The sequence below is a fragment of the Brachyspira hampsonii genome, assembly GCF_001746205.1.
Lineage (GTDB): Bacteria > Spirochaetota > Brachyspiria > Brachyspirales > Brachyspiraceae > Brachyspira > Brachyspira hampsonii_B.
In genome coordinates, this window is the sequence record NZ_MDCO01000010.1 from 100,542 (window position 1) to 122,413 (window position 21,872).

Here is a 21,872-nt window from a genome sequence, read left to right on the forward strand (position 1 = left end):
TAGTTTAGTAATTATTTTAATTTTTTTTTATAAATAAATGATATTTTAATCATATAATTATTTGCATATATTTTCAAGCATTATAATAAAACATTTTCTGCTTTATGCAGTAAAGGTTTTTAATCACTTTAATTTTTTAAGCTTTTCAAAAATATCAACACTTTCTATACTAATAGAAATTATTCTAGGTATAATATCAAGAAGATATGAGCGTATAGAAAGCCAATCATAATTTGTAAGATTATTGTCTATAAGGGTTTTATGATGAAGTTCCTTATCAGGTCTTAACTTTTTAGGCTTGTAATAGTCGCAAATCCAATCCAAAGCCGACCTGCTTCCTATCTTATACTCAAAAGCCTTACTCGGTATATTTTTTATAATGTTTTTTGCGTCTAGTATTATTGTACATTTTTCTTTATTTAATTTTAGGAAGTCGAAGAAATTATTTTTATTAGGGTTGTCTATCTTTTCAGGCATGTAGTTTAAATCGCTTTCTATTTGCAAATCGGAGTATGGCTGTATGTTTTCAAAATCAGTCTGAAGTTCGATAAGCCTTTTTCCTAGAGTAACGAACTCATCAAAATTTTTGTAAAGCGGTATTCTAGGATAATCGGTTTTAAGATTGTCCTCGTATTTTTGTTGGTAGATTGGAGAGGAGAGCACAGCATGACAATATGCAAAAATGTTTTCAGGAGTGGCTAAGTCTTTGTATTTTTGAGCAAATATTTTTAAAGCATAGTCAGTGATGTTTAGCGTAGGCTCATCGGTATTGTATACATATAGAGGCACTGATATGTTGCCTTCTATAGTGAAAGCAAAATCTACTAATATTTTGCTAACATAACAATCTTGTATCCTTCTTGGTTTTACCATATGAAAATTTAGAGTTATATTTTTAGAATTTTCATTCGGAAATATTTTTTTATTCTGATAAGGTTCATGACATATAGGTCTGTCAAAATAAATATAGTTTTTCACAAAAGGTCTGTATAAATATTCCCTTATATTGTTGGCATTAAATACTATATCTCTATTTGAAGATATATATTTAAAAAATTCTCTAGTCCATTTTATGGAATAGTCTATATTTTTTCTCATATTTGCGTCTTGATAATTGCTTCCTGAATATTTTTTCTTTTCTCTATTAAATATTTTTAAAGAATATTTTAATTTTTTTTCTAATTGGTTTTTATCAAAATCACAAGCCCAATCGTCCCTTGCAGTTAATGCCCCTAAACTAAAAAATTTAAATATAGCTTTTTGTTTTCTGTCATCTTTAGCTAAATGAGATTTATCTGATTTGTTTTTTACTTCTTTATCTATCAAAGCTATATGCTCATAAAAATCATTATCTGTTTGATTTAGCCATTGTCCTTTATCCGTAGGTACTATGTCTTCAAAATCTATTTGAGAGAGTTTTTTTATTTCAGACAAATTAAAAAGTTTTTCATATCTGCTTAGGTTATCTCCCATATTATAATATTTTATATCTGCCTTTTTATCTTCAGCTTTTATTTTGGCGTCTTTTATCAAAAACATTATTGCGACACCTGTCTGTATATTAAAAATGTTTTCGCCTTCTCTTTTATCTTTTTTTCTGAGATTGCCTTTTAAATCTACTATATAAATATAATCAAAATCTTTCTGTACACTTATTCTAAAGCCGTCATCTTGTTTTGAATCTAAATATGCATTATTAGTAATAAATGCTATTATGCCGTTATCATCGCTTTTTATTCTGTCGCTTGCCCATCTTATAAATCTTTTATACATGTCATACTGTTTTGTTTTTTGGGCTTTGCTGTTTGCTATGTATGTTAATTGTATTCTTTTATCTAATTCCTGATAGATTTTATTTTTATTATTATCATTCTCGCTTTTTTGATTGGCATTATAAGGCGGATTGCCTATTATTAAATTGATTTTTTTCTTGTATTGCTTTATTGCTCTTTCCACATTTTCACTGCTGAACTGCTCCATTTCAAATAATCCGCCAGATTTTTTAGTTTTTATTTGAAACTCCAAAGTGTCCAAAAAGCACATGTTCTCAAATATTTCATAGCTGTTCATCTTTTCAAAATAGGCATTCTCTATATTAAGGTTTGAAATATAATAAGGCATTATATCTATTTCATTAGAAAATAATTCATTTTTATATTTATATTCTAAATCTTTACTATTGATACTATTGATTATATCAGCCATAAATATTCCTGTGCCTGAACAAGGATCTAATATATTAACATCTTTGCTATGAAGTTTTTTATTAAAATGTTTGTATAATAATTCATCAGAAACTCTCACCATAAATTTTACTACTTCTATAGGTGTATATTCTATTCCCTGTATATCTGCTTTTTTAGAATTTAATGCTTTATAAAAGTCAGAGTAAAAAGTTTTTAATATATCCTGTTTGTCGTCCTTACTCATTAATGATATATATTTTACAAGTAATTCCATATAAGAGCTTATTTTTATGCTTATCTCTGCACTTTTTTTATTTATATGATTTAAAATATTTTCTATAGAGTTGGATATAATATTATTTCTATGAAAGTTTTGATTATGAAAAAGCATTACAAATATATCTCTTGTAAGCATATGCTGAATTATCATTTCTATTGCAGTATCTTCTGTTATTGCGGCATTAATACTTCTAACGCACATATCTGTGAAATCTATCAAATCATCTCTAAAGCCTTTATTATTTTTTCTTTCATTTTTGAAAAACTCTCTCAAATCATCAGCTAAATCTGGAAGTATTTTTTTCAAATTGCTGAATGCATCATAAAATTCCCTATAAGCATTCGGTATAAAACTCACAAATTTTAAAAGAGCTTCATTAAGAGCATTACTGTCTTTCATGTCAATAGTTTCTATTCTTTTGCCTTCCTGATATAATGCAAGTATTTTGGAGTTTTCAAATATAGTATTGTCTAAAGGATACCCCTTTTTTATTTTGCTGTCTATTTCTTTTTCAAAGTCATCTTTTTCATCTTTATTTTCTATCCAGCCTATAACCATACTGTCTTTTTTTATTCTTCCGTCTGGGTATACTTTTTTATTATTTTGTACATACTCTTTTATTTCTCTCTCTATTTTCAAGCCTTTTTCACCTGCATATATTTTTAAAAGATCATAAAAAAATTCTCTTATATTCTGTTCATTGCTGCTGCCCGATAGTTTGGCTTCTTCTATTTTTTTATAATAGTTTTCTATTGAGATTATAGACATATATAAAGCTCCAATATATATACTTGCTTAATATATATTACAACATCTTTTTTATATAAATCAATTCTTATTTATCTTTACTGCAAATTTAGGCAAAGTAAGCATGTATATAAAAGAAATGCCTATACTAATAAGGTTAAAAAATGAGTAAGGCATGTACTGTAAAGTATGCACCCCAAGTATAGAAGTCATATAAACTCCCGTAACAGTCCAAGGAAGCAGAACTTCTGTGAGTGTTCCTCCTTCTTCCATAGTTCTTGAGAGTACGCCTCTGTTTACATTATATTTATCATATACAGTTTTTAATACAGAACCCAATGTTAAAAATGTAAACTGCAAACTGCTTAATGCTGAATTTATAGTAAAAGTTGTAAGCCAAGTTGTAAATATTAAACTTCTTGCCCCTTTTGTGATTTTTATCAATAGCTCTATTAGAGTATTGAAAGTGCCTATAAGTTCAAGCATAGCTCCGTAAGTAAGAGCAAGTATTAAAAATAATACGCTGGGCATAGTGCTTATCATACCGCCTCTATTAAGTAAAAAATGCAAAGTATCTGGTATGTTATCAGGATTAACTGTAGGCGACATTGATATATTAAACCCTGTTACAAAAGATTTCATAGAGTTTATTAAGCCGAAATCTTGAGTTACAGCTCCAATTATTATAGCAATTAAACTTCCTATAAACATAGTAATTACAGGATTAACTCCTTTAACACTTGCAATAAGTACGAATACAGGAGGCACTAATAAAAGTATATTAAAATTAAATATTTGTTCTAGAGAAGTTAATATCTCCTGAGCTTCTTTCAAATTTGATATATTAACATTTGAATCTGCGGCATTCAATCCCAATACTGTAAAAACTAAAGCGGCTAATATTGCAGCAGGTATAGTATTTGCGAGCATAGTTTTTATATGATTAGAAAGAGTAGTCCCTGCCCCCATAGCAGCTAAAACTGTAGTATCTGATATAGGCGAGTTTTTATCTCCAAGGTAAGCACCGCTTATAACGGCACCAGCAACTAAAGGCAAAGGTGTATTTGTAGCCTGAGCAATACCTATAAATGCAACGCCTGCAGTAGAAGCAGATCCCCAAGAAGTTCCTGTAAATACAGAGAGAAATGAAGTTACAATAAAAGCCATTACAGGTATAAATGACGGATGTATTAGTTTTATTCCATAGTATATAAGCATAGGTACGGTTCCTGAATATACCCAAGATCCAACTACTATACCTATCAGTATAAATATTAATACCCCAATCCAAGTGTCAACTACTTTCTTTATAAAGGCATTTTCCATATCCTCCCATTTATATCCTGCAAAGTATGCTATTATACATGCAGATAAAGTTCCTAGTGTAAGCAAAAATTCTATAGGAACGCCGTATTGTACAGTGAATATTAAAACGGTTACAAGTATGAAGAGCAGCGGAAATAGTTTCCAAAAAGTATTAATTTTTTTTGTTTTCATAAAGATACCTCTATGCATTGTATACTATATTAGGGTATTATATATTCATACTCATAATAAATCAATCCTATTTAATTTCAATTATTAATTAGTATGTTTGTTTTAAAGTAAATTAATTAAGTATTTGTAGTATTTTTTGTAATTAGCGTTTTACTAAGCACGCGTTAAATTCGCTGTAAAAAATAGATATAGTTAATAACTGCATATTTACTATATATTTAAATCCATTTACCGCGTGTTATGAAAGTAACAAATTTAAAAATCACTTGGGCGGGCATGCTTTTTCTTAAATTATGCAATAAGTATTAATAATATTTTTATTACAGTGTTAAGTTATAAATTTTATAGGGCGGGGATTAAAATAAATTTTGTAATCTTAATTTGTTTTAATGCTAAAATAAGTAAAATACATACTATTTTATAAATGTTTTTTGAATAGTTATGATATTTATTATAGTTTTTTATAGCTATATTAAATTAATATTAAACTATTTATATTATTGACTTTTAGCTAAAAATATAATAGAATAGTTTCTATATAATTTATATACAATATGGTTATAGATATAAAATATAAGAAATCATTTCCGATAATATATTAACCTTTAAAATTATGGAGGCATAATAAATGGCAGAGCAGACAGAGCAACAACCTATTGAAAGTAGTGAAAATAGAGTTGACCTCGAAGATAGTACCAACCTTGTTACTTTTAGATTAGGCAGCGGTGAGTATGCTATAGATATCATGCAGGCTAAAGAGATAATTAAAATGGAAAAGATTACACTTATTCCTAATGCCCCAGATTTTGTAGAAGGTGTAATAAATTTAAGAGGTAATATTATACCTATAATTGACTTAAAAAAGAGATTCAATTTAGAAGAAACCGAAGGCGATAAAAATACAGGTATTATCATAGTAAAAATAGAAGATGTTGATATGGGCATAATTATCGACTCTATTTCTAAGGTAGTATCCATTTCAAATTCTGATATTCAGCCTCCTCCTCCAATGCTTTCAGGTATAGGTCAGAAATATATTAAGGGCGTAGGTAAATTAGAAGATAAATTATTAGTTGTTTTAGACTTAGAGAAATTGTTTGCAACTGATGATGATGATGATGAAGCACCTATTGCTGATAATTAATTAAATTAAAAGGTTGCGGTTATTACTTTACTTTCACTGATAATAATATCTAATATTTCATCATTATCATCTTTTGGTATTGATGGAAGTATCTGATAATCATAAGCTAAGCCTATCCTTAAGGCGCTTTTATTAATTCTTAATATATTGTCGTAATATCCTCTTCCAAATCCCAATCTATTACATTTTTCATCAAAAACCAAAGCAGGAATAATAAACATAGATATTTCATCTATATTGCAATCTTTACAATATTCAAAAGGTTCTCCGCATCCGAATTTAGTATTTCTGTTGATATCTTTATCATAATCATTTATATATTTTAATTTCATATTATGATTATCTATGAGAAATGGTACAGATACTTTAATATTATTTTTTAGAGCATATTTGATTATTTCATCAGTTGGTACTTCATTATTAAAGTCCACATATACACATATAGAATTGAATTTATTAATATTTACTATATTTCTAAATTTTTTAGAGATTATAGAACTTTTATCCTTAATAAAATTAGAATCTAAGTTATTTCTGATGAGTTTAAAGGATTCTCTTATTAATTTTTTTTCTTCTTTAATATTGTCTTCATTAGGAGAAATTTTCATCATTTAATTCTACTAATAATTCCTGTAATAATTTATCTCTAATAATTTGATCAATAATTTTTTGAGATGCCATACCTATATCAATAAACTGCACAGCAAAACCTTTAGGTAAGTCAGGTTTTTGATTATCATTATTAATCCAAACTACTTTAGCTTCAGTGAATAATTTGAAATCTTTAAAAGATATAGTAAGTCCAAGCATATCACCCTTATCAGGAATATTAGTATCAGATGATATATAAGCACCATTACCGCTTATAGAAAGTATATTTCTATCTATAGTTCCTCTAATCTTATCTTTATATGCTATTACAACATTTAAAGGCCAATTAACTCTTGAATACTGTCTTCTTTTTGTATTTCCATCTTCTAATATCTTTGAAACTTCATTTTGTATGGATTGTACTATTACACTTACATCTGTATTTCTATGGAATATTAAAGCATAAGGATATGCGGTTTCATCAAAACCATCTGAAACATCAGTCATAACCAATTTTATTTGAGGATTAATTTTTTTTACCTTATCTACAAATAAACTTATAGCATCTTTTTCACTTTCATTGTATCTTACAATATAAAAATATATACTTAAATTATTTTCTATAATATATCCTAAAGAGGAATTAATATCATTGAAAGTGCTTATATCAAATATATTATTAAAAGCATTTTTATATTTAGTTAAAATAGAAGGATTATTTTCTATGATTACACCTTTTACTTGTTCTTTATCCATTATTGCTTCTCCTGATAATACTTGCTTAATAAGTATAACATAATTTATTATTTATGCAATATTTTGAGTGAAAAAATAGAAGTATAAAGTTATTGATATTTTCTATTAGACTTGTTTCAAAACCACTTGACAAGATTATATATTAAAATTTCGTAATTTATTAATTATAAAATAGTGTTTTATATGTTGTATAAACTATCGTTTTGATATATAAATATGCAGTCTTTCATGAAAGCGTATCCGGGATTCGAGGATATAGTTTCGCACGATTGTATGCCTTGTAGGGATAATACACTCAAAATTATAAAAAATTAGTTTTGAAACAAGTCTATTTATATGTTATAATAAAATATGAATTAACAAAAGTATTAAGAGAGTGTTTATGGGAATAAGAGAAAAATCAAAAGAATTATGGGATAAAATTTCTTTAGAAACTACATTTGAAAAGTTGACATCTATTATTGATAAAACAAAAGATATACTGAATCTTTCATCATCAAGACATCTTTCTAAGTTTTTAGATAAAATACAATTAATGGTTGATATGATAGGGGATTATGTTAATGGTAACTATAAAGATGTTCCTTGGAAAAGTTTATCTGCTATAGCTGGAGCATTAATATATTTAATACTTCCTTTAGATGTTCTTCCTGATTTATTTCCAATTATAGGATTATTAGATGATGCATTTATAATAGGATTATGTATAAAATGTTTTTCTACTGATTTGCAAAAATATAAAGTTTGGAAATACAGCGAATCAGATGCTGAAGAAGCTGAATATGAAGTAGTGAATGAAGAAACAGAAGAAACTGAAAATGATGAATAAGGTATATAGATTTGTTAAATAACGATTATAGTAAAGATATATTTACTAAGAGTATAAAATATTCAAAAGGTGTAGGTCCAAAATACGCAGAAATACTAGCTAAAAAGGGTATAATAACACTATACGATTTAATAGCTTTTTTCCCTAGAACTTATGATGACAGAAGAAAAACATTAAAACTTCATGAAGCATTAGAAAATAAAGAAAAAACAAGTGTTGTATATGTAGAAGTTATAGATATTTCTAGTTTTACTTTTCAATATAGGAATAAACCTTTAGTTATAGTTACTGATGGAACTGCAATATGCGAAGTACCTATTTATGGCGGAAGACTTCCTGCTGGAGTTACAAAAGGAGCTAAACTATATTTAACAGGAAAGTTTGTAAGGGGAAACAGAGGAAAACTTCAATGCAGAATGACAGAGTTTGAAAAGCCTTCTTCAAATGCATTATCATACGGAAAGATAGTTCCAATATATCCTCTTACTGAGGGGCTTTCTCAGAAAAAATTGAGAACTTTAATTGTAGATGAGCTTGAAGTATTTGAAAAGAATATGAAATATGATATACCTAGTGTTATTAAAAAAAAATATAGGCTTAAAAGTTTTGTTCCCTCTATTATGGAGATGCATTTTCCTACTTCGTTTGAAGCACTTGATGAAGCTAGAGAGAGCTTAATTTTTGAGGAGTTTTTAACTTTTCAGTATATACATTTAAGTGAGAGAAGACCTAATATTTTAATAAAAGATGAAAGATACAATTCTTCAAATCTGCTTGAAAAAGTAAAATCTTCTCTTTCTTTTGAACTTACCGAAGATCAATTAAATACTGTAAACGAAATAAAAAACGATTTATTTTCAAAAAAGCAAATGTTCAGACTTCTTCAGGGAGATGTTGGAGCTGGTAAAACAATAGTAGCTTTTTTAACTTCATTAATACCTGCAGAATCTGGATTTCAAACAGCATTTTTAGCACCTACAGAAATACTAGCTTTGCAGCATTATAATACATTCAAAAAAATCATTAAATCAGCTGGGCTAGAAGATATTATAAAAATAGACATACTCACATCTTCTGTAAGTCAAAGTGAAAGAGGATATTTACTAAAAAGGCTTAGAGAAGGTAAAAGCAGTATATTAGTAGGTACGCATTCTATTATATATGATGAAGTAATATTTAAAAATCTTTCTTATGCAATAGTAGATGAACAGCAGAGATTCGGCGTTGCTCAAAGAAACAAATTATTATCAAAAGGAAAAAATGTTGATTATCTTCTTATGACGGCAACTCCAATTCCTCAGTCATTAGCATTAACATTATTTGGAGAATTGGATTTATCAATTATAAAAACTCTTCCTAGCTCAAGAAAAGGAGTTCTTACAAAATATAAAGAGCTTTATGAAAGAGATCATTGCTATAAATTCTTAAAAAACAGAATATCAAAAGGAGAACAGGGATATGTTGTTTTTCCACTGATAGAAAATAATGATTCTAGTTTTATTACTCTTTCAAGTGAGTTTCAAAGAGCTAAAGAAACATACTTCTCAGACACTCAAATAGAAATAATACATGGTAAAATGAAAGATGAAGAGAAAGAATATATAATGAATAGATTTGCAAGCGGAGATATAAAAGTACTATTTTCAACTACTGTAATAGAAGTAGGAATTGATAATCCTAATGCAACTACTATATTAATTGAAGGAGCAGAGCGTTTTGGTTTATCACAGCTTCATCAGCTTAGGGGTAGGGTAGGCAGAGGAGACAAATTAGGTTACTGCTATCTTATACTTCACAGCGAACTTAATGACATTATAAAAGAAAGAATTAACATAATATGTGAAACTACCGACGGATTTAAAATATCAGAAAAAGATTTGGAATTAAGAGGAGCTGGAGAGTTTTTAGGAGATAAGCAAAGCGGACTTCCAGACTTCAAACTTGGAAACATAATAAAAGATAAAGAGATAATGCGTAAGGCTAAAGATGAAATGCGTTCTTTACTTAAAGATGAAAGCTCAAAAGAAATTTTTTATAAAGAGAATGAGGCGTTTATATTAAAGGCTAATTACCTAAAATCAAGAATAGTAAAAGATGAATAATTTTTATATTTTAAAAATTTTATTTACATTCCCGCCCTTTATATTTTATTGTTTTATTTTCAAATTTTAATTTTTATTATTTTTATAGTTTACTTAGAAATTAATGCACCCACCCAAGCGTATATTAAATTTAAAAATCTTTCTCTACGCACGGTTAGCTGAATTTTATATATAATTAAAATTAGAATTTATAATTTATTTATATTTATAATTTCACTCTGCGTGCGTTGTGAAGATTATAAACTAAAATAAAGCTAGGGAGGGTGTCATAATAACAGTAAAAGTAAATAAATAAAAATGATACAATAATACAAAGAAAAAATTTTAAATTAAAATGGGCGGGAGTTAGAATAAAGTTAAAAATATAAAAGCCCAATCAAATAATTATTATACTTCTTATTATAATTTCTATCTGTGTTCATCAAAAAAATTAATAACTAATTTTATAATAAAGAATAAAATAGGGTAGTAAATAAAAGGCAGTATAATAGCAAGAAAAAATCCGCTGCTGGTTCTTATTGGGTATACAAACATAGATGCAAGCAGTATAAACGGTAAAAATAAAATTCCTAATATTACTATAAATATCCATTTTATTATGGTTAATAATATAGAAGTTTTTGTCATTTTAGCTTGCACATTGATATCATATAATATTTCTTTATTTTCTATATTTTCATTTGTGAATGTAGTTTTTAATTTAAAATATAAATTAAAAGCATTAGTCTGCATATTTGTTATTTTATAAAAAGAGTTTGATCTTAAGTTTATTTTAACTCCTTTTTCATAAAAAGTTTCATTCTTCTCTAATGTAAAATCTGCAATATTAAAATTTAAATTTTGATTATTTGATACGCTTACTAATTGAGTTTTATCAATTTCTAATTTTTGATTTAAGTAAATAATGATTTTCGGCATTTTACTTTTTGCAAAATTATTTGTGTATATAGTCATTTCTGAAGCAGTAATTTTTCCCAAAGATATATCTGTACCTGTTTCTTCATTACTTACACTTACATAATTACCCGAACAGCTTATTATGAAAGTTAGTAAAAAAATTAATAATATAATAATTTTTTTCATATAATCTCCTTAATATGATTATCTAATTATATATATATTATACTTTCTCACTATGACAAAAAATGTCGCATAAAAAAGAAGCCCCATTAAAAAATAGGACTTCTTTTATTTATTATTATTATTAATTATGAAGTTTATAGCTAGCAATAATAAAAAATTATTCTTTAATAAACTTTTTAAAATTAGCTACTTTTTCTTTAGCAACTTTAAGTCTCTTATCTTTGCTTTCTTTTACGCAAACCTCAAAATAGAATTTTATCTTAGGCTCAGTACCAGAAGGTCTTATAGTAATTTTAGTTTTATCAGCAAGTATATATTGAAGTACATTAGATTTTGGAAGAGTGATATCTTTTATTTTTTTACTTGTATTATCATAAACTTCTTTTTTCTCATAGTCGCTTATAGTTTCTACTTGAACACCTGAAATTTCTTTAGGTAAATTATTTCTGTAATAAGTCATCAAATCAGCTATAGCTTTAGCTCCGTCAGCACCTTTTTTTGTAATAGATATAGTCTCTTCATAGAAATATCCGTATTTTTCATAAATACTTTCTAAATAGTCAGCTAAAGTAATGTTATTATCTTTACAGTAAGCAAGAACTTCAGCAAGCATCAAACAAGAACTAACTCCGTCTTTATCTCGTACATTTGAATTAATACAGTATCCGAAACTCTCTTCAAATCCGAATAAATATGTACCTTCTTTATCTCTTTCTATAACATCAGCAATCCATTTAAAACCTGTAAGCACATCATAAAGCTTAACATTATTAGCATCAGCAATAGCCCTTGCAAGTTCAGTAGTTACTATTGTTTTTACTATGTACGGATTTTTAATATTTTTTTTGTTTGTAATGAGGTAATATGCCATTATAGATCCTATTTGATTACCTGTAAGATAAATATAGCTTCCATCTTTAGTAAGCAAAGCACAGCCCATTCTGTCGCAGTCTGGGTCAGTACCCATAACAAGTTCGGCACCTATCTCTTTAGCTTTATTAACCGCTATCTGCAATGCTTCAGGATTTTCTGGGTTAGGAGATTCTACTGTAGGGAAATTTCCATCAGGAGGCTGAGCACCTTCTAATGTTGTTAAATTTGTAAAACCAGCCTTTCTTAAAGCCATAGGAACCATTTTATATCCAGAACCATGAATAGGAGTATAAACTATTTTTATATCATGATGTTTTTTAATAATGTCTGGATTTACTAAATAAGACATTAAATCATTCATGTATTTATCTTCAATATCTTTGCCTATTATTGTGATTTTTGAAGCATCTCCCATTTTTACTTCTTCAGGTTTAACTTTTAATACTTCATCTATTATGTTTTTGTCATGAGGAGGTATAACCTGAGCACCGTCAGTCCAATAAACTTTATATCCGTTATATTCTTTAGGGTTATGACTTGCAGTAACAACTATTCCAGCAATACAGCCCAAACTTCTAACAGCATAAGAAAGAAGTGAAATAGGGTGAATATCATCATATAAATAAACTTTTATTCCGTTTGAAGAAAGTATCTCAGCAGCAGCTTTTGAAAATACATCAGAATTATTTCTTGAATCATACCCTATAGCAACTTTATAATCACTTCCTCCTTGTTTTAATATATAATTGGCTAAGCCTTGAGTGGCAACTCCAACAGTATATTTATTCATTCTGTTAGTGCCTACTCCCATTATGCCTCTAAGTCCGCCTGTACCAAACTCTAAATCTCGGTAAAATGCATCTGTTAATTCTTTTTCATTACCTGCATCTAATAATGCTTTAATTTCTTTTTTTGTTTCATCATCATAAGGACCGTTAAGCCATGAATCTATTCTTGCTTTTACTTCTTGTTCCATTATACACACCTCTAATTTTTAAAAATTCTATATATAAATTATAGTATACAAAAAGTATATAATCAAGTAAAATATTTAATTATTGCGGCATAGAAGCAGCATAATGTATTGTAGTCCAAGCTGCACCTAAAAAATTATTCCATCTTCCGTCTTGAGGATCTGTTTTAACATTTGGAAGATATAAGTCTGTAGGTTTAATAGAAGCAAAAGCTGAAGTTGTCAGAGCATTTGGAGAAGTTCCTAAATATTCAACATTTTTAAGAGAAGTACAATTTTCAAAGCTAGTATCATTTATTTTTATTATACTGCTTGGTATTTGAATATTAACCAAAGCGGTGCAGTCTTTAAAAAAGTTCGCAGTTATTTGCTGAATAGGCGGAAGCAGTACAGTCGTTAATGCTGAAGCTCCTTCCAATGTGAAAGTGTAAGAAGTTTCTAAAGATGCTCCTGATAAATCTAATATTACATCAGTTTCATCTTTAATAGCTCCTTTTATATTATCAAAAATTGATGAATTATTACCTATATGTCCTGTAATTACTATTATATTTTTTCCTGTTTCATTTTTATTATTTTCAAGAGCAGATTTTATTTCTTCTTCAGTAGAATTAGCTCCAACACTAGATAAACTTACATTTACTTTATTATTTAAATTACACATGCAGTATGGAGAAATTAATTTATAATTGCATGAAGACACTGCTAAAGATATAAGTATTATTATTAGCTTCTTCACTTACTTTCTCCAAATCATAATTTCATTTAGTTATACTTTGACCATAATTTATTGTTTTTGTACTCCAGTCATAGTTTAAGAAATTATTCCAACTTCCATCATTAGGATCAGTTGTTACATTAGGAAGATATAAATTATCGGGAGTTGCAGCTTTAGCCATACCATAGTATTCAGAAAATGCTGTTGCATCAGCTTTAACACTTGAAGGAGTGCTTCCTAAATATTCTATTTCTTTTAAAGCAATACATCCTGAGAAAGCATATTGTCCTATTGAACTCATAGATTTAGGAAAACTAATTTTTTCTAATGATGAGCAGTTATAAAATACCATAGCAAGAATTTTGGTTATTTTTTCATTTAGAATTACTTTTTTTAAAGCCCGGCATTCTGCGAAAGCATAAGTAGCAATACCTTGCAAATTAGAAGGAAAATTAATTTCTTCTAGTGAAGAGCATGAACTAAATGCATTGGGCTGTATAGCTAATATTGATTCTGGTAAAGTAACATTTTTCAAGCTAGAACAGTTATAAAAAGAATTAGCTTTTATTTCAAGTATTTTTGTTTGGCTTAAATTTACAGTTTCTAATTTTATACAAAATTGAAATGCTGATTTTTCTATTGATGTTATAGAAACTGGGAAATTAATCATTTTTAAACTTGAACAGTCATTAAATGCATTTTCTTCGATTGATGTTATAGTTTCCGGCAACTTGATGCCATATAAATTTTTATTTCCTTTAAAAGAATTAGCTGTTATTTCAGTTATTGAAGTTTTACTTAAATCAAGATAAACTCCATCTTTAGTATATGTATCTTTTGATATTATAGTATTTATTTTTGATATTGTATTGTTTTTCTCAATGTTTTCTTTTGTATCTTCTAAAAATATAGAGTAATAATCATATTCATTAAAATATTCCTGCATTTTGGATTCTATATTGCTTTCAGATTCATCAGCTTTAATGAAATAATTTTTTATAATATGTTCAGGTATATTTTCAGGTGAAGATATTTGATCATTTGAATTTGAAGGCGATGTTGTACCATTGCTGCATGATATAAATAGCAATGATACAAATAATAAATATTTTATATAATTAAACATATATTATGCTCCTACTTTCTTTAAAGTAATTTTGATTCACTATTACATATAATATAATATAATAAATAAAAAAACAAGATAAAATATTTTTGCTTTAATTTATATTTTTTTGTACATTACTAATAATAAATTAAATAGAATATTATATTTTAGGAACTTTAAATCTTAATCCTAATAATACCTCATGATATCCATTGGCCTTTGTATCTATTAAATACCTATATCCTAAATCAATGGACATATATGTAAGTACATTAAAAGCAAATCCTCCATTGATTCCGAAAACTAATGTACTTTCTGCACTTCTCATTTTTATATTATTTGCAGTATTGTCGGTATTTTGACTACATTCACAATCTTTTATTTTTCCTCCTATAGATAAACCCAAATAAATAGTAAAAGGTGGATATTTATCAAGCAATGTTTGCTTATAACTTTCATCAGTTAATTTTTCTTTTATAAGGAAAAAGTTAATATCAAAATATACAGAACCTAAAAGTGTATGCAAAGATATATCATCAGACATACTTATTATTCTTCTTCCTAAATATTCAAATTCAAATCTTACGGGAGATGATTTATTAATACTAGGTATGCTGTATCCTAATGAAAATCCGCCTCCTAAATAATTAAAATACCCCTTTTCTCCATTTCCTTTATCATAATAATAATTTCCATCATGTGAGAATATTAATTTAGGCGTTATATATAAACCTGTAGGTATCATAGAAAATAGTTCTTGAGTTCCATAAAATAAAAATACAAGCATAAATACTATTATATAATGTCTTTTCATCTGAACAGCTCCTAAAAATTAAACCTTAAAGATGTTACAATATCATGACTGTATTTAGCATTTATATTAAGTAGTATTCTATAGCCTAAATCTAAACTAATTAATGGAGTTATATGAAATGCTAATCCTCCTCCAAATCCAAACATAAATTCAAATTTATTGTAATATGTACTTGTCTTGAAAATGCCATTATAATCAAAAGTTGAAGACAGAATATATGAGTTGAAAGCTCCTCCAAATAACATGCCTAAATAAACAGACATAACAGGTCTTTTACCATTATTTAATTTGCTTCTGACAGAGTCTTCATTGTTATAGTTTACATATAAGAAATTAATATCATAATACATGCCAAATAAAAAAGTATGTGTTTGTATGGATTGTATATTATTAGAATATGCATTTCCTGGTATTGGATTTCTATAAAGATATTCAAATTCTGCCCTTACAGTAGAGTATTTATGCAGTATATCAAAATTATATCCTATGGCAGCACCGCCTCCTATATACATATTCATAGTATTTTTTTTATTTTCTTTGTTTTGTATTCCAGAATCTCCAATATTAAATATAAATTTAGGTGATAAATAAGCTCCTATATCCATAGACATAAGCATATTAGTAAGGCATGCAGTCGATATACATATAATCAAAAATTTTTTTATTAAAAACTTCATAAAATGCTATCCTTAAACATCAAAACAATATTCCTATAGCAAATCTTGGCAGAGGAACAATTCTTATTATGCTTTTATATGAAAATCCTATATCTATTATTGATATATCAAAGAAAGGACGAACACCGCTGTTAATACCTAAACTTCTTGAAATATCTATTCTAAATCCCATCTCGCCTGATATATAAAAATCCCATATATTACTATTTCTATTAGTATAAGTTAATGTTTCTTTTTCCAATTCTCTTCCTTGAGTTATGAACAATGTTGTTCCTACTTTAGGCATTAAGAAAAAACCTGAAGCTCTGTCTTTACTATTAAAATAAAATCTGCCGCCTATAGAAAGCCCAAGTCCGTATACATTTCCACTGTATTGTCTTTTTGAATTATTATAATAAGTTTTCATAGAATAAAAGCCTGTATCTACATTGATATCTGCTTTTTCTGATACTCTAAAAGTGTATGTAAGATCTAATCCGAAAGTACCTTGAAGTTTCAAATTGTTGATGTCATTTGATGGAATTAAAAGATTTACAACAGAGGGAGCTAACAGCATATAAAAAATTGTAGTTCCGAAATTGACACCTATAGAATTTCTATGTGAATTTATTCCATTTTCATTGGTATTATTTCTGTGTTTTTCTACTACAATGTTTGAAATATCATTAGCAAATGTGATATTAGCAAGTATAAATAAAAATAAAATTATTAATATATTCTTTCTCATACCATTTATACCTCACTAAAATCTTAAGCTGAAACCTATTCTAGGGAATAGAGAAAATCTTATTGCAGAAACATAATTTATCCAAGAAGGAAAAGAATTCCAAGTAGGTATCATGGCATTTATATCAACTAAACCGCTTCCGAAAAATCCGATTCCCTCATGAATGTCTGAATAAAGCCCAGGTATTCCGGATCTTATATAATATCCTATTTCAAATAATGATATATCTATATAAGGTTTTACAGGCCATTCTCTTGTAGGGAATAACTCTATAGTCCAACCTAATTCATAGGATAGATACATTGTAGTATCAACGGTATGTCTTTTTGTATGCAGTCCCAAAATTCCATTTTCGGTTTCAATATCATATATTAATACCTCTACGCCAAATCTGAATGTATTTACAATTTGTCTGTTTTTACCTCCAAAAAATTTTATCCCTATTGTTGCCGGAAAATATATTAGAGATGCTTTGAGATAAGTATCTGAACTCACTAAAGTATCAATAATATTATCTGTAACATTATCTGTATTAGGAATATCTGTTCCAGGTATATTTACTTCAGGTACATTTAGTCCAGGAATAAAATCAGCCGCCAAATCTCCAGCTTTATCTTTAGGCACTCCAAGCTGAAATGACATAGCCTGCACTCCAAATCCTATTTCCACACCTATGCGGGGGTGAAGTAATAATGTATATGATACATTTGGAACATACCAAAAACTAGATTTAGCTTCTATAGCACTTAAATATTTATCAAATTGACTTAAATCAAGACCAGCTAAACCTGTAAAAGTTTGATAATTATCAAATATTGTATTAATTAAAGGCGGAATTAATCCAGCATATCCAGGATTTAAATTCACACTTACAATTTGTCTGCCTTTAATCCAGCTATAAGTATTAGTATCCGATTGTGTAGACATAGGTATGCCATTGGCATATAGATTAATAATTGATATATTAAATACTATAATAGCTGTAATAATTCTTTTCATATCGTAACCTTAAATAAGGAATTATTTAGATGTTGCTGTTTCAACTTTACCAAAATGTAATCCGCTTAGTATTTCTCCTATTTTGTTTTTTTCTTCTTCTGTAACTTGGGCAGTTCCTATTACATCTTCAGGTTTAATATTACTTGGGTCCTTGCTGTTTGCTATTCCATTAATAACTCCTATAGCATTTTCCTGTCCCACTATATTTATTATTTCTTTAACACCATCTGTACTTCCTCCATCTGTGCTAATAGTTACTAAATTTCCAAGAGGTGCTGCTATTACATAATCATTGCCGTTAGCAAAAATACCTGCTATTCCTAATATAGAGTCTTCAAATTTGTAATTTTGACCATCAAGAGTTAATGTATCTCCATTTATAGTAACGCCATTCCAACTGCCTTTTAATAGTTTGTTTAAAATGTATTCAGGTCCTGGCTGTGTTACTGTAAGTTCTGTTTTTTTACATGAAAATATAGTTAATAAAGCAAAAATTATTAATATATATTTATTAAATTTCATTGTGCTTCCCCTTAAAATAAAAATTATATTTTTAAATTATATAATTTTTATTAATAAAAACAACTAATAAAAATAACTAAATAAAAATCCATCAATATAACTCGGATATATATACATTAAAATTTAATATTTATGTAGTATTAAAATAAATAAAATATTATATTTGTTTTGATATACTTAACTAAGTTATTTTAAATTTTACAATATAATAAATAGTATTAATTTAATATTGTTTTGTAACTAATTAGTAAGATTTTTAAAATAGTTTTTGTTTTATATTCATATAAGTTTTTATTTGCTTAGTATATTTTACATATAATAAACTTGCTTCAAGACTAATTTTATTTATAATTGCGGTAACTAGCTGCCATTTTGTGCGTGCCGATGAGGTCAGTCTTGTTAAGCGTGTCTTCAGCAGATGTTGTTAGAGTAAAGACTGCATATTTATATAATAAAATAATAATTTATACAACATGTAAAACATTATTTTTATGGTTTATAAATTACGAAATTTTTATATATGATTTTTTCAGGTACTTTTGAAATAAGTCTAATATTCAACACTAGTATTAAAAATACTATAAATATTAATTGGTTTTTGAAATAATTTCATTAATATAATATGAATTGTATTATAAATGCTTGACAGAAAATTTGAATTGAAGTAAAATTCTTCAATACGCATTAAAGAATTAGGGTAAATTTCTTGTCTTATGGATAAAAATACAGAACATATAACTTGTCTAATTAATCATGAAGAGAGTTTTAAAAGGATTATTATAAATAGGAATTACAAAACAAAAAGATATTATATAGATTTTTTTGTTGCAGGATATAAATACAATAATGGTAAAGATGTTATAGATTTATTACTTAAAAATGAGCCTATAAATTTGCTTCGTGATATAACAAATCCTTATGATAGATTTGCTATAGCCATTTACGACAGAAGTTTTGATTTCAGGTTAGGATATGTTCCAAGTATTATATCTCCTTTAATATCATACAAGTTAGAAGATAAGCGAAATAAAGTATATGCCAGAATAAAGAATGTAAAATTAGATGCTATAGATGAGTGTAAAATAGAAATAAGAGTATTTATAGATATAGATAAAAATAAGAAGAAAGCTGTATGAGATATTATATTGATTATAAAAAAAATATATGATATCATATATTCATTATGAATAAAGTTTCAGTAAAAACAGAAATAGAATTTCAAAAAATTAAAGATAATTATATAAAAGAACCATTTAAACATTGTGTTTATATACTTACAGGCAAAGAAAGACTTTTTAAAAAAGCATTTATAGCAGCTATGCATTCAAGTATGTTTCCAGATGAAGGAGACAGTGAAATGAATTACAGTGTATTTTATGATAAAAATGATGCTGTAGGTTTTACTCCTTTAGAGGTAGCAGATACTCCTCCATTTGGCTCTAAATTAAGACTTATTATAATTTATAAATATAATAATTTTCAGGAAGATTTTTTAGATTATTGCTCAAATCCTTCAAAAACTTCTGTAGTCATACTTGAAACCGAAAGTTCATTAGATGAAGATCCTATATATAAATATTTTTCTAAAAAGAAAGAGGTCAATAATATATATTTTATAGATTTTCCGCTTCCTGATGAAAGAGATTTTAGGGGCTTAATAAATGCTTATATTATTAAGCAAGGAAAAAAAATATCTTCTGAAGCTATAGAATATCTTATTAATAATATAAATTTGGATTATGATTCGCTTTACTCAGAGCTTGGAAAAATATGCAGCTATAACGATAAAGAATATTTAAATGTTGAAGATATAGCAGATTTTACTTATGTATCAAAAAATAGGAATATATTTGATTTTTTAGATGCTCTATTTGAAAGAGACAGAAAAAAATGCTTCAGTATAATGCATAGATTGGATCAAGATGCCTCAAATTCTTTAACTTTAATGATGAATAATTTTTTGGCTGTATATTATATGAAGATATTTCCTCCCCAAACTACATTAGGTGAGATAAGCAAATTAACTAAGATTCCGGAGTTTATATTGAAAAAGAAAAAAACTTCATTAAAACTATTTTCATTGGAGGAAATAGTAAAAATAATATCCAAAATATCATATTTAAACACTTTAAGTGTTACAACACCTGTTAATATTTTTAAAGCTCATTTTGAATTATTTTTATTTACAATAACGAAATAATTTTATAATGCATTTTGTTTTTAGAGTAAAAATTTCATTAGAAAATTTATTAATTATTTTAAAATCATATAGTAATAATTATAAAAAATTAAAAGAGTTATTTATTATATTTGAAAAAAATTCTGTTCTAGTTTATGATAATTCATATAATTATTAATTAATAAAGATTTAAAATATATATTTTATATATTGATTATTTCTTATTTAATTTTTTAAATTAAGAAAATATTTTTTAATGGAAAGATTATATAAATAAATATTTTTTATATTACAATTTATAAATTTATTTTATATTAATAGAATTTTCTTTGACAAATAATCGTTTGTTTTGTATAATATTATATATATTTGGAGGGCGGTTTTTATGTATTTAGTAAATCTTATGGAACAAAAAGTTTCAAAACTAGCAGACTCATACTTAAAAGAAAAAAATATTCCCGTTAATACTAATATGCGTATGGATATAATAGCTTATACTTTGAATAGAGTTCAGCCTCAGTATGTTACAAGTGCTAGAGGAGTTCTTCATAGTTATAATAAAGATACTATACAAAGCAATACAGAAATATTGAGTATTATAGCAGATGCTTGTGAAATAGTTACTAGAAGAAAGGAAAATACATTACTTGAGTCGGTTCCTTCTATTGATGAAAGCGGATATTATTTAACTTATCCTAGTATAATGGGTAATATTACAGCTTCTAATAATTTTGGAAAAATAGAAAATGCTTTAGTTTATATATTTTCTGAAGGAAAAATACTTCAAGGTTATGGAGTTAATTTTCCTAATCCTGCTATAGTATCAAGCAATGTTCCAGGCAAATTTATGTTCTGCTTTATGCCGAAAAAAGTTGATTCTAATGAAGAGGTTGAAGTTAAGCTTGATATGGTTATAGAATCAGAAAAGTTTATGCAATATGAAAATGTATTAACTTACAAGTTGAAACCTTCATACTACAATGCAGGAGATATGCCGTTGTTTTGTATAGAAGAGGTTAATGATATACTGCTTATAGAAAATCATAATATAGCTAATTAACTATAAT

General features: G+C 26.9%; 19 protein-coding genes. 6 read left to right on the forward strand and 13 right to left on the reverse strand.

The features are described 5' to 3' along the window. Nucleotides 1–123: 123 nt before the first annotated feature. Both BFL38_RS08085 and nhaC read right to left on the reverse strand, forming a co-directional pair. A complete protein-coding gene (locus tag BFL38_RS08085; RefSeq protein WP_069726581.1) occupies nucleotides 124–3,234 on the reverse strand; it encodes a type ISP restriction/modification enzyme in 3,111 nt (1,036 codons plus the stop codon). Nucleotides 3,235–3,294: 60 nt separating this feature from the next. After that, the gene (nhaC, locus tag BFL38_RS08090; RefSeq protein ID WP_069726582.1) at nucleotides 3,295–4,710 is read right to left on the reverse strand and encodes a Na+/H+ antiporter NhaC; all 1,416 of its coding nucleotides are present in this window, start codon (nucleotides 4,708–4,710) and stop codon (nucleotides 3,295–3,297) included. A gap of 628 nt (nucleotides 4,711–5,338) precedes the next feature. On the opposite strand from nhaC, the gene BFL38_RS08095 reads away from it, so the two are divergent. Further along, nucleotides 5,339–5,854, forward strand: coding sequence for a chemotaxis protein CheW (locus BFL38_RS08095; RefSeq protein WP_069726583.1), 516 nt, complete (start codon nucleotides 5,339–5,341; stop codon nucleotides 5,852–5,854). Nucleotides 5,855–5,859: 5 nt separating this feature from the next. Here BFL38_RS08095 and BFL38_RS08100 read toward each other — a convergent pair whose 3' ends face one another. Together BFL38_RS08100 and BFL38_RS08105 are read right to left on the reverse strand one after the other, a co-directional pair. Further along, nucleotides 5,860–6,462 (reverse strand): 5-formyltetrahydrofolate cyclo-ligase, encoded by a 603-nt coding sequence (locus BFL38_RS08100; protein ID WP_083249411.1) that lies wholly within the window; start codon nucleotides 6,460–6,462, stop codon nucleotides 5,860–5,862. Beyond that, a complete protein-coding gene (locus BFL38_RS08105; RefSeq protein ID WP_008723697.1) occupies nucleotides 6,446–7,201 on the reverse strand; it encodes a PilZ domain-containing protein in 756 nt (251 codons plus the stop codon). Before BFL38_RS08105 ends, BFL38_RS08100 begins: the two co-directional genes overlap by 17 nt. A 382-nt stretch (nucleotides 7,202–7,583) precedes the next feature. Here BFL38_RS08105 and BFL38_RS08110 point away from each other — a divergent pair, with 382 nt between their 5' ends. Continuing rightward, complete coding sequence (locus tag BFL38_RS08110) at nucleotides 7,584–8,030, forward strand: YkvA family protein (RefSeq protein ID WP_069726585.1); 447 nt, start codon at nucleotides 7,584–7,586, stop codon at nucleotides 8,028–8,030. Nucleotides 8,031–8,041: 11 nt separating this feature from the next. Continuing rightward, a complete protein-coding gene (gene recG / locus BFL38_RS08115; protein ID WP_069726586.1) occupies nucleotides 8,042–10,132 on the forward strand; it encodes an ATP-dependent DNA helicase RecG in 2,091 nt (696 codons plus the stop codon). 408 nt (nucleotides 10,133–10,540) lie between these two features. Here recG and BFL38_RS08120 read toward each other — a convergent pair whose 3' ends face one another. From BFL38_RS08120 to BFL38_RS08160, 9 genes are all read right to left on the reverse strand, one after another. Beyond that, nucleotides 10,541–11,215, reverse strand: a complete 675-nt coding sequence (locus BFL38_RS08120; protein WP_069726587.1) for a hypothetical protein — start codon at nucleotides 11,213–11,215, stop codon at nucleotides 10,541–10,543. A gap of 157 nt (nucleotides 11,216–11,372) precedes the next feature. After that, nucleotides 11,373–13,064: a phospho-sugar mutase gene (locus BFL38_RS08125; RefSeq protein WP_069726588.1), complete on the reverse strand. Its 1,692-nt coding sequence runs from the start codon at nucleotides 13,062–13,064 to the stop codon at nucleotides 11,373–11,375. A gap of 79 nt (nucleotides 13,065–13,143) precedes the next feature. Further along, the gene (locus BFL38_RS08130) at nucleotides 13,144–13,800 is read right to left on the reverse strand and encodes a leucine-rich repeat protein (RefSeq protein ID WP_069726589.1); all 657 of its coding nucleotides are present in this window, start codon (nucleotides 13,798–13,800) and stop codon (nucleotides 13,144–13,146) included. A 22-nt stretch (nucleotides 13,801–13,822) separates the two neighbouring features. Further along, nucleotides 13,823–14,905, reverse strand: coding sequence for a leucine-rich repeat domain-containing protein (locus BFL38_RS08135; protein ID WP_069726590.1), 1,083 nt, complete (start codon nucleotides 14,903–14,905; stop codon nucleotides 13,823–13,825). Nucleotides 14,906–15,047: 142 nt separating this feature from the next. Next, the gene (locus BFL38_RS08140; RefSeq protein ID WP_069726591.1) at nucleotides 15,048–15,701 is read right to left on the reverse strand and encodes an invasin; all 654 of its coding nucleotides are present in this window, start codon (nucleotides 15,699–15,701) and stop codon (nucleotides 15,048–15,050) included. A gap of 11 nt (nucleotides 15,702–15,712) precedes the next feature. Continuing rightward, nucleotides 15,713–16,378 (reverse strand): tia invasion determinant, encoded by a 666-nt coding sequence (locus tag BFL38_RS08145; RefSeq protein WP_069726592.1) that lies wholly within the window; start codon nucleotides 16,376–16,378, stop codon nucleotides 15,713–15,715. Between the two features lie 19 nt (nucleotides 16,379–16,397). Beyond that, nucleotides 16,398–17,105, reverse strand: a complete 708-nt coding sequence (locus tag BFL38_RS08150; RefSeq protein WP_069726593.1) for a hypothetical protein — start codon at nucleotides 17,103–17,105, stop codon at nucleotides 16,398–16,400. A gap of 15 nt (nucleotides 17,106–17,120) precedes the next feature. Continuing rightward, nucleotides 17,121–18,104 carry a hypothetical protein gene (locus BFL38_RS08155; protein ID WP_069726594.1) on the reverse strand — a complete coding sequence of 328 codons (984 nt, stop codon included), beginning with the start codon at nucleotides 18,102–18,104 and terminating at the stop codon, nucleotides 17,121–17,123. A 21-nt stretch (nucleotides 18,105–18,125) separates the two neighbouring features. Continuing rightward, complete coding sequence (locus tag BFL38_RS08160) at nucleotides 18,126–18,626, reverse strand: hypothetical protein (RefSeq protein WP_069726595.1); 501 nt, start codon at nucleotides 18,624–18,626, stop codon at nucleotides 18,126–18,128. A 713-nt stretch (nucleotides 18,627–19,339) separates the two neighbouring features. Here BFL38_RS08160 and BFL38_RS08165 point away from each other — a divergent pair. The 3 genes from BFL38_RS08165 (at nucleotide 19,340) to BFL38_RS08175 (ending at nucleotide 21,865) form a co-directional block, all read left to right on the forward strand. After that, complete coding sequence (locus BFL38_RS08165) at nucleotides 19,340–19,762, forward strand: HIRAN domain-containing protein (RefSeq protein ID WP_008727228.1); 423 nt, start codon at nucleotides 19,340–19,342, stop codon at nucleotides 19,760–19,762. Between the two features lie 47 nt (nucleotides 19,763–19,809). Further along, nucleotides 19,810–20,826, forward strand: a complete 1,017-nt coding sequence (gene holA, locus BFL38_RS08170; protein WP_069726596.1) for a DNA polymerase III subunit delta — start codon at nucleotides 19,810–19,812, stop codon at nucleotides 20,824–20,826. A gap of 364 nt (nucleotides 20,827–21,190) precedes the next feature. Then, nucleotides 21,191–21,865 carry a late competence development ComFB family protein gene (locus BFL38_RS08175; protein ID WP_069726597.1) on the forward strand — a complete coding sequence of 225 codons (675 nt, stop codon included), beginning with the start codon at nucleotides 21,191–21,193 and terminating at the stop codon, nucleotides 21,863–21,865. Nucleotides 21,866–21,872: the final 7 nt, after the last annotated feature.

Coding starts and splice junctions, on each gene's coding strand:
- BFL38_RS08085 (WP_069726581.1), bottom strand. CDS start 3,234: ATGTCTATAATCTCAATAGAAAACTATTATAAAAAAATAGAAGAAGCC.
- nhaC (WP_069726582.1), bottom strand. CDS start 4,710: ATGAAAACAAAAAAAATTAATACTTTTTGGAAACTATTTCCGCTGCTC.
- BFL38_RS08095 (WP_069726583.1), top strand. CDS start 5,339: ATGGCAGAGCAGACAGAGCAACAACCTATTGAAAGTAGTGAAAATAGA.
- BFL38_RS08100 (WP_083249411.1), bottom strand. CDS start 6,462: ATGAAAATTTCTCCTAATGAAGACAATATTAAAGAAGAAAAAAAATTA.
- BFL38_RS08105 (WP_008723697.1), bottom strand. CDS start 7,201: ATGGATAAAGAACAAGTAAAAGGTGTAATCATAGAAAATAATCCTTCT.
- BFL38_RS08110 (WP_069726585.1), top strand. CDS start 7,584: ATGGGAATAAGAGAAAAATCAAAAGAATTATGGGATAAAATTTCTTTA.
- BFL38_RS08120 (WP_069726587.1), bottom strand. CDS start 11,215: ATGAAAAAAATTATTATATTATTAATTTTTTTACTAACTTTCATAATA.
- BFL38_RS08125 (WP_069726588.1), bottom strand. CDS start 13,064: ATGGAACAAGAAGTAAAAGCAAGAATAGATTCATGGCTTAACGGTCCT.
- BFL38_RS08135 (WP_069726590.1), bottom strand. CDS start 14,905: ATGTTTAATTATATAAAATATTTATTATTTGTATCATTGCTATTTATA.
- BFL38_RS08140 (WP_069726591.1), bottom strand. CDS start 15,701: ATGAAAAGACATTATATAATAGTATTTATGCTTGTATTTTTATTTTAT.
- BFL38_RS08145 (WP_069726592.1), bottom strand. CDS start 16,378: ATGAAGTTTTTAATAAAAAAATTTTTGATTATATGTATATCGACTGCA.
- BFL38_RS08150 (WP_069726593.1), bottom strand. CDS start 17,105: ATGAGAAAGAATATATTAATAATTTTATTTTTATTTATACTTGCTAAT.
- BFL38_RS08155 (WP_069726594.1), bottom strand. CDS start 18,104: ATGAAAAGAATTATTACAGCTATTATAGTATTTAATATATCAATTATT.
- BFL38_RS08160 (WP_069726595.1), bottom strand. CDS start 18,626: ATGAAATTTAATAAATATATATTAATAATTTTTGCTTTATTAACTATA.
- BFL38_RS08165 (WP_008727228.1), top strand. CDS start 19,340: ATGGATAAAAATACAGAACATATAACTTGTCTAATTAATCATGAAGAG.
- holA (WP_069726596.1), top strand. CDS start 19,810: ATGAATAAAGTTTCAGTAAAAACAGAAATAGAATTTCAAAAAATTAAA.
- BFL38_RS08175 (WP_069726597.1), top strand. CDS start 21,191: ATGTATTTAGTAAATCTTATGGAACAAAAAGTTTCAAAACTAGCAGAC.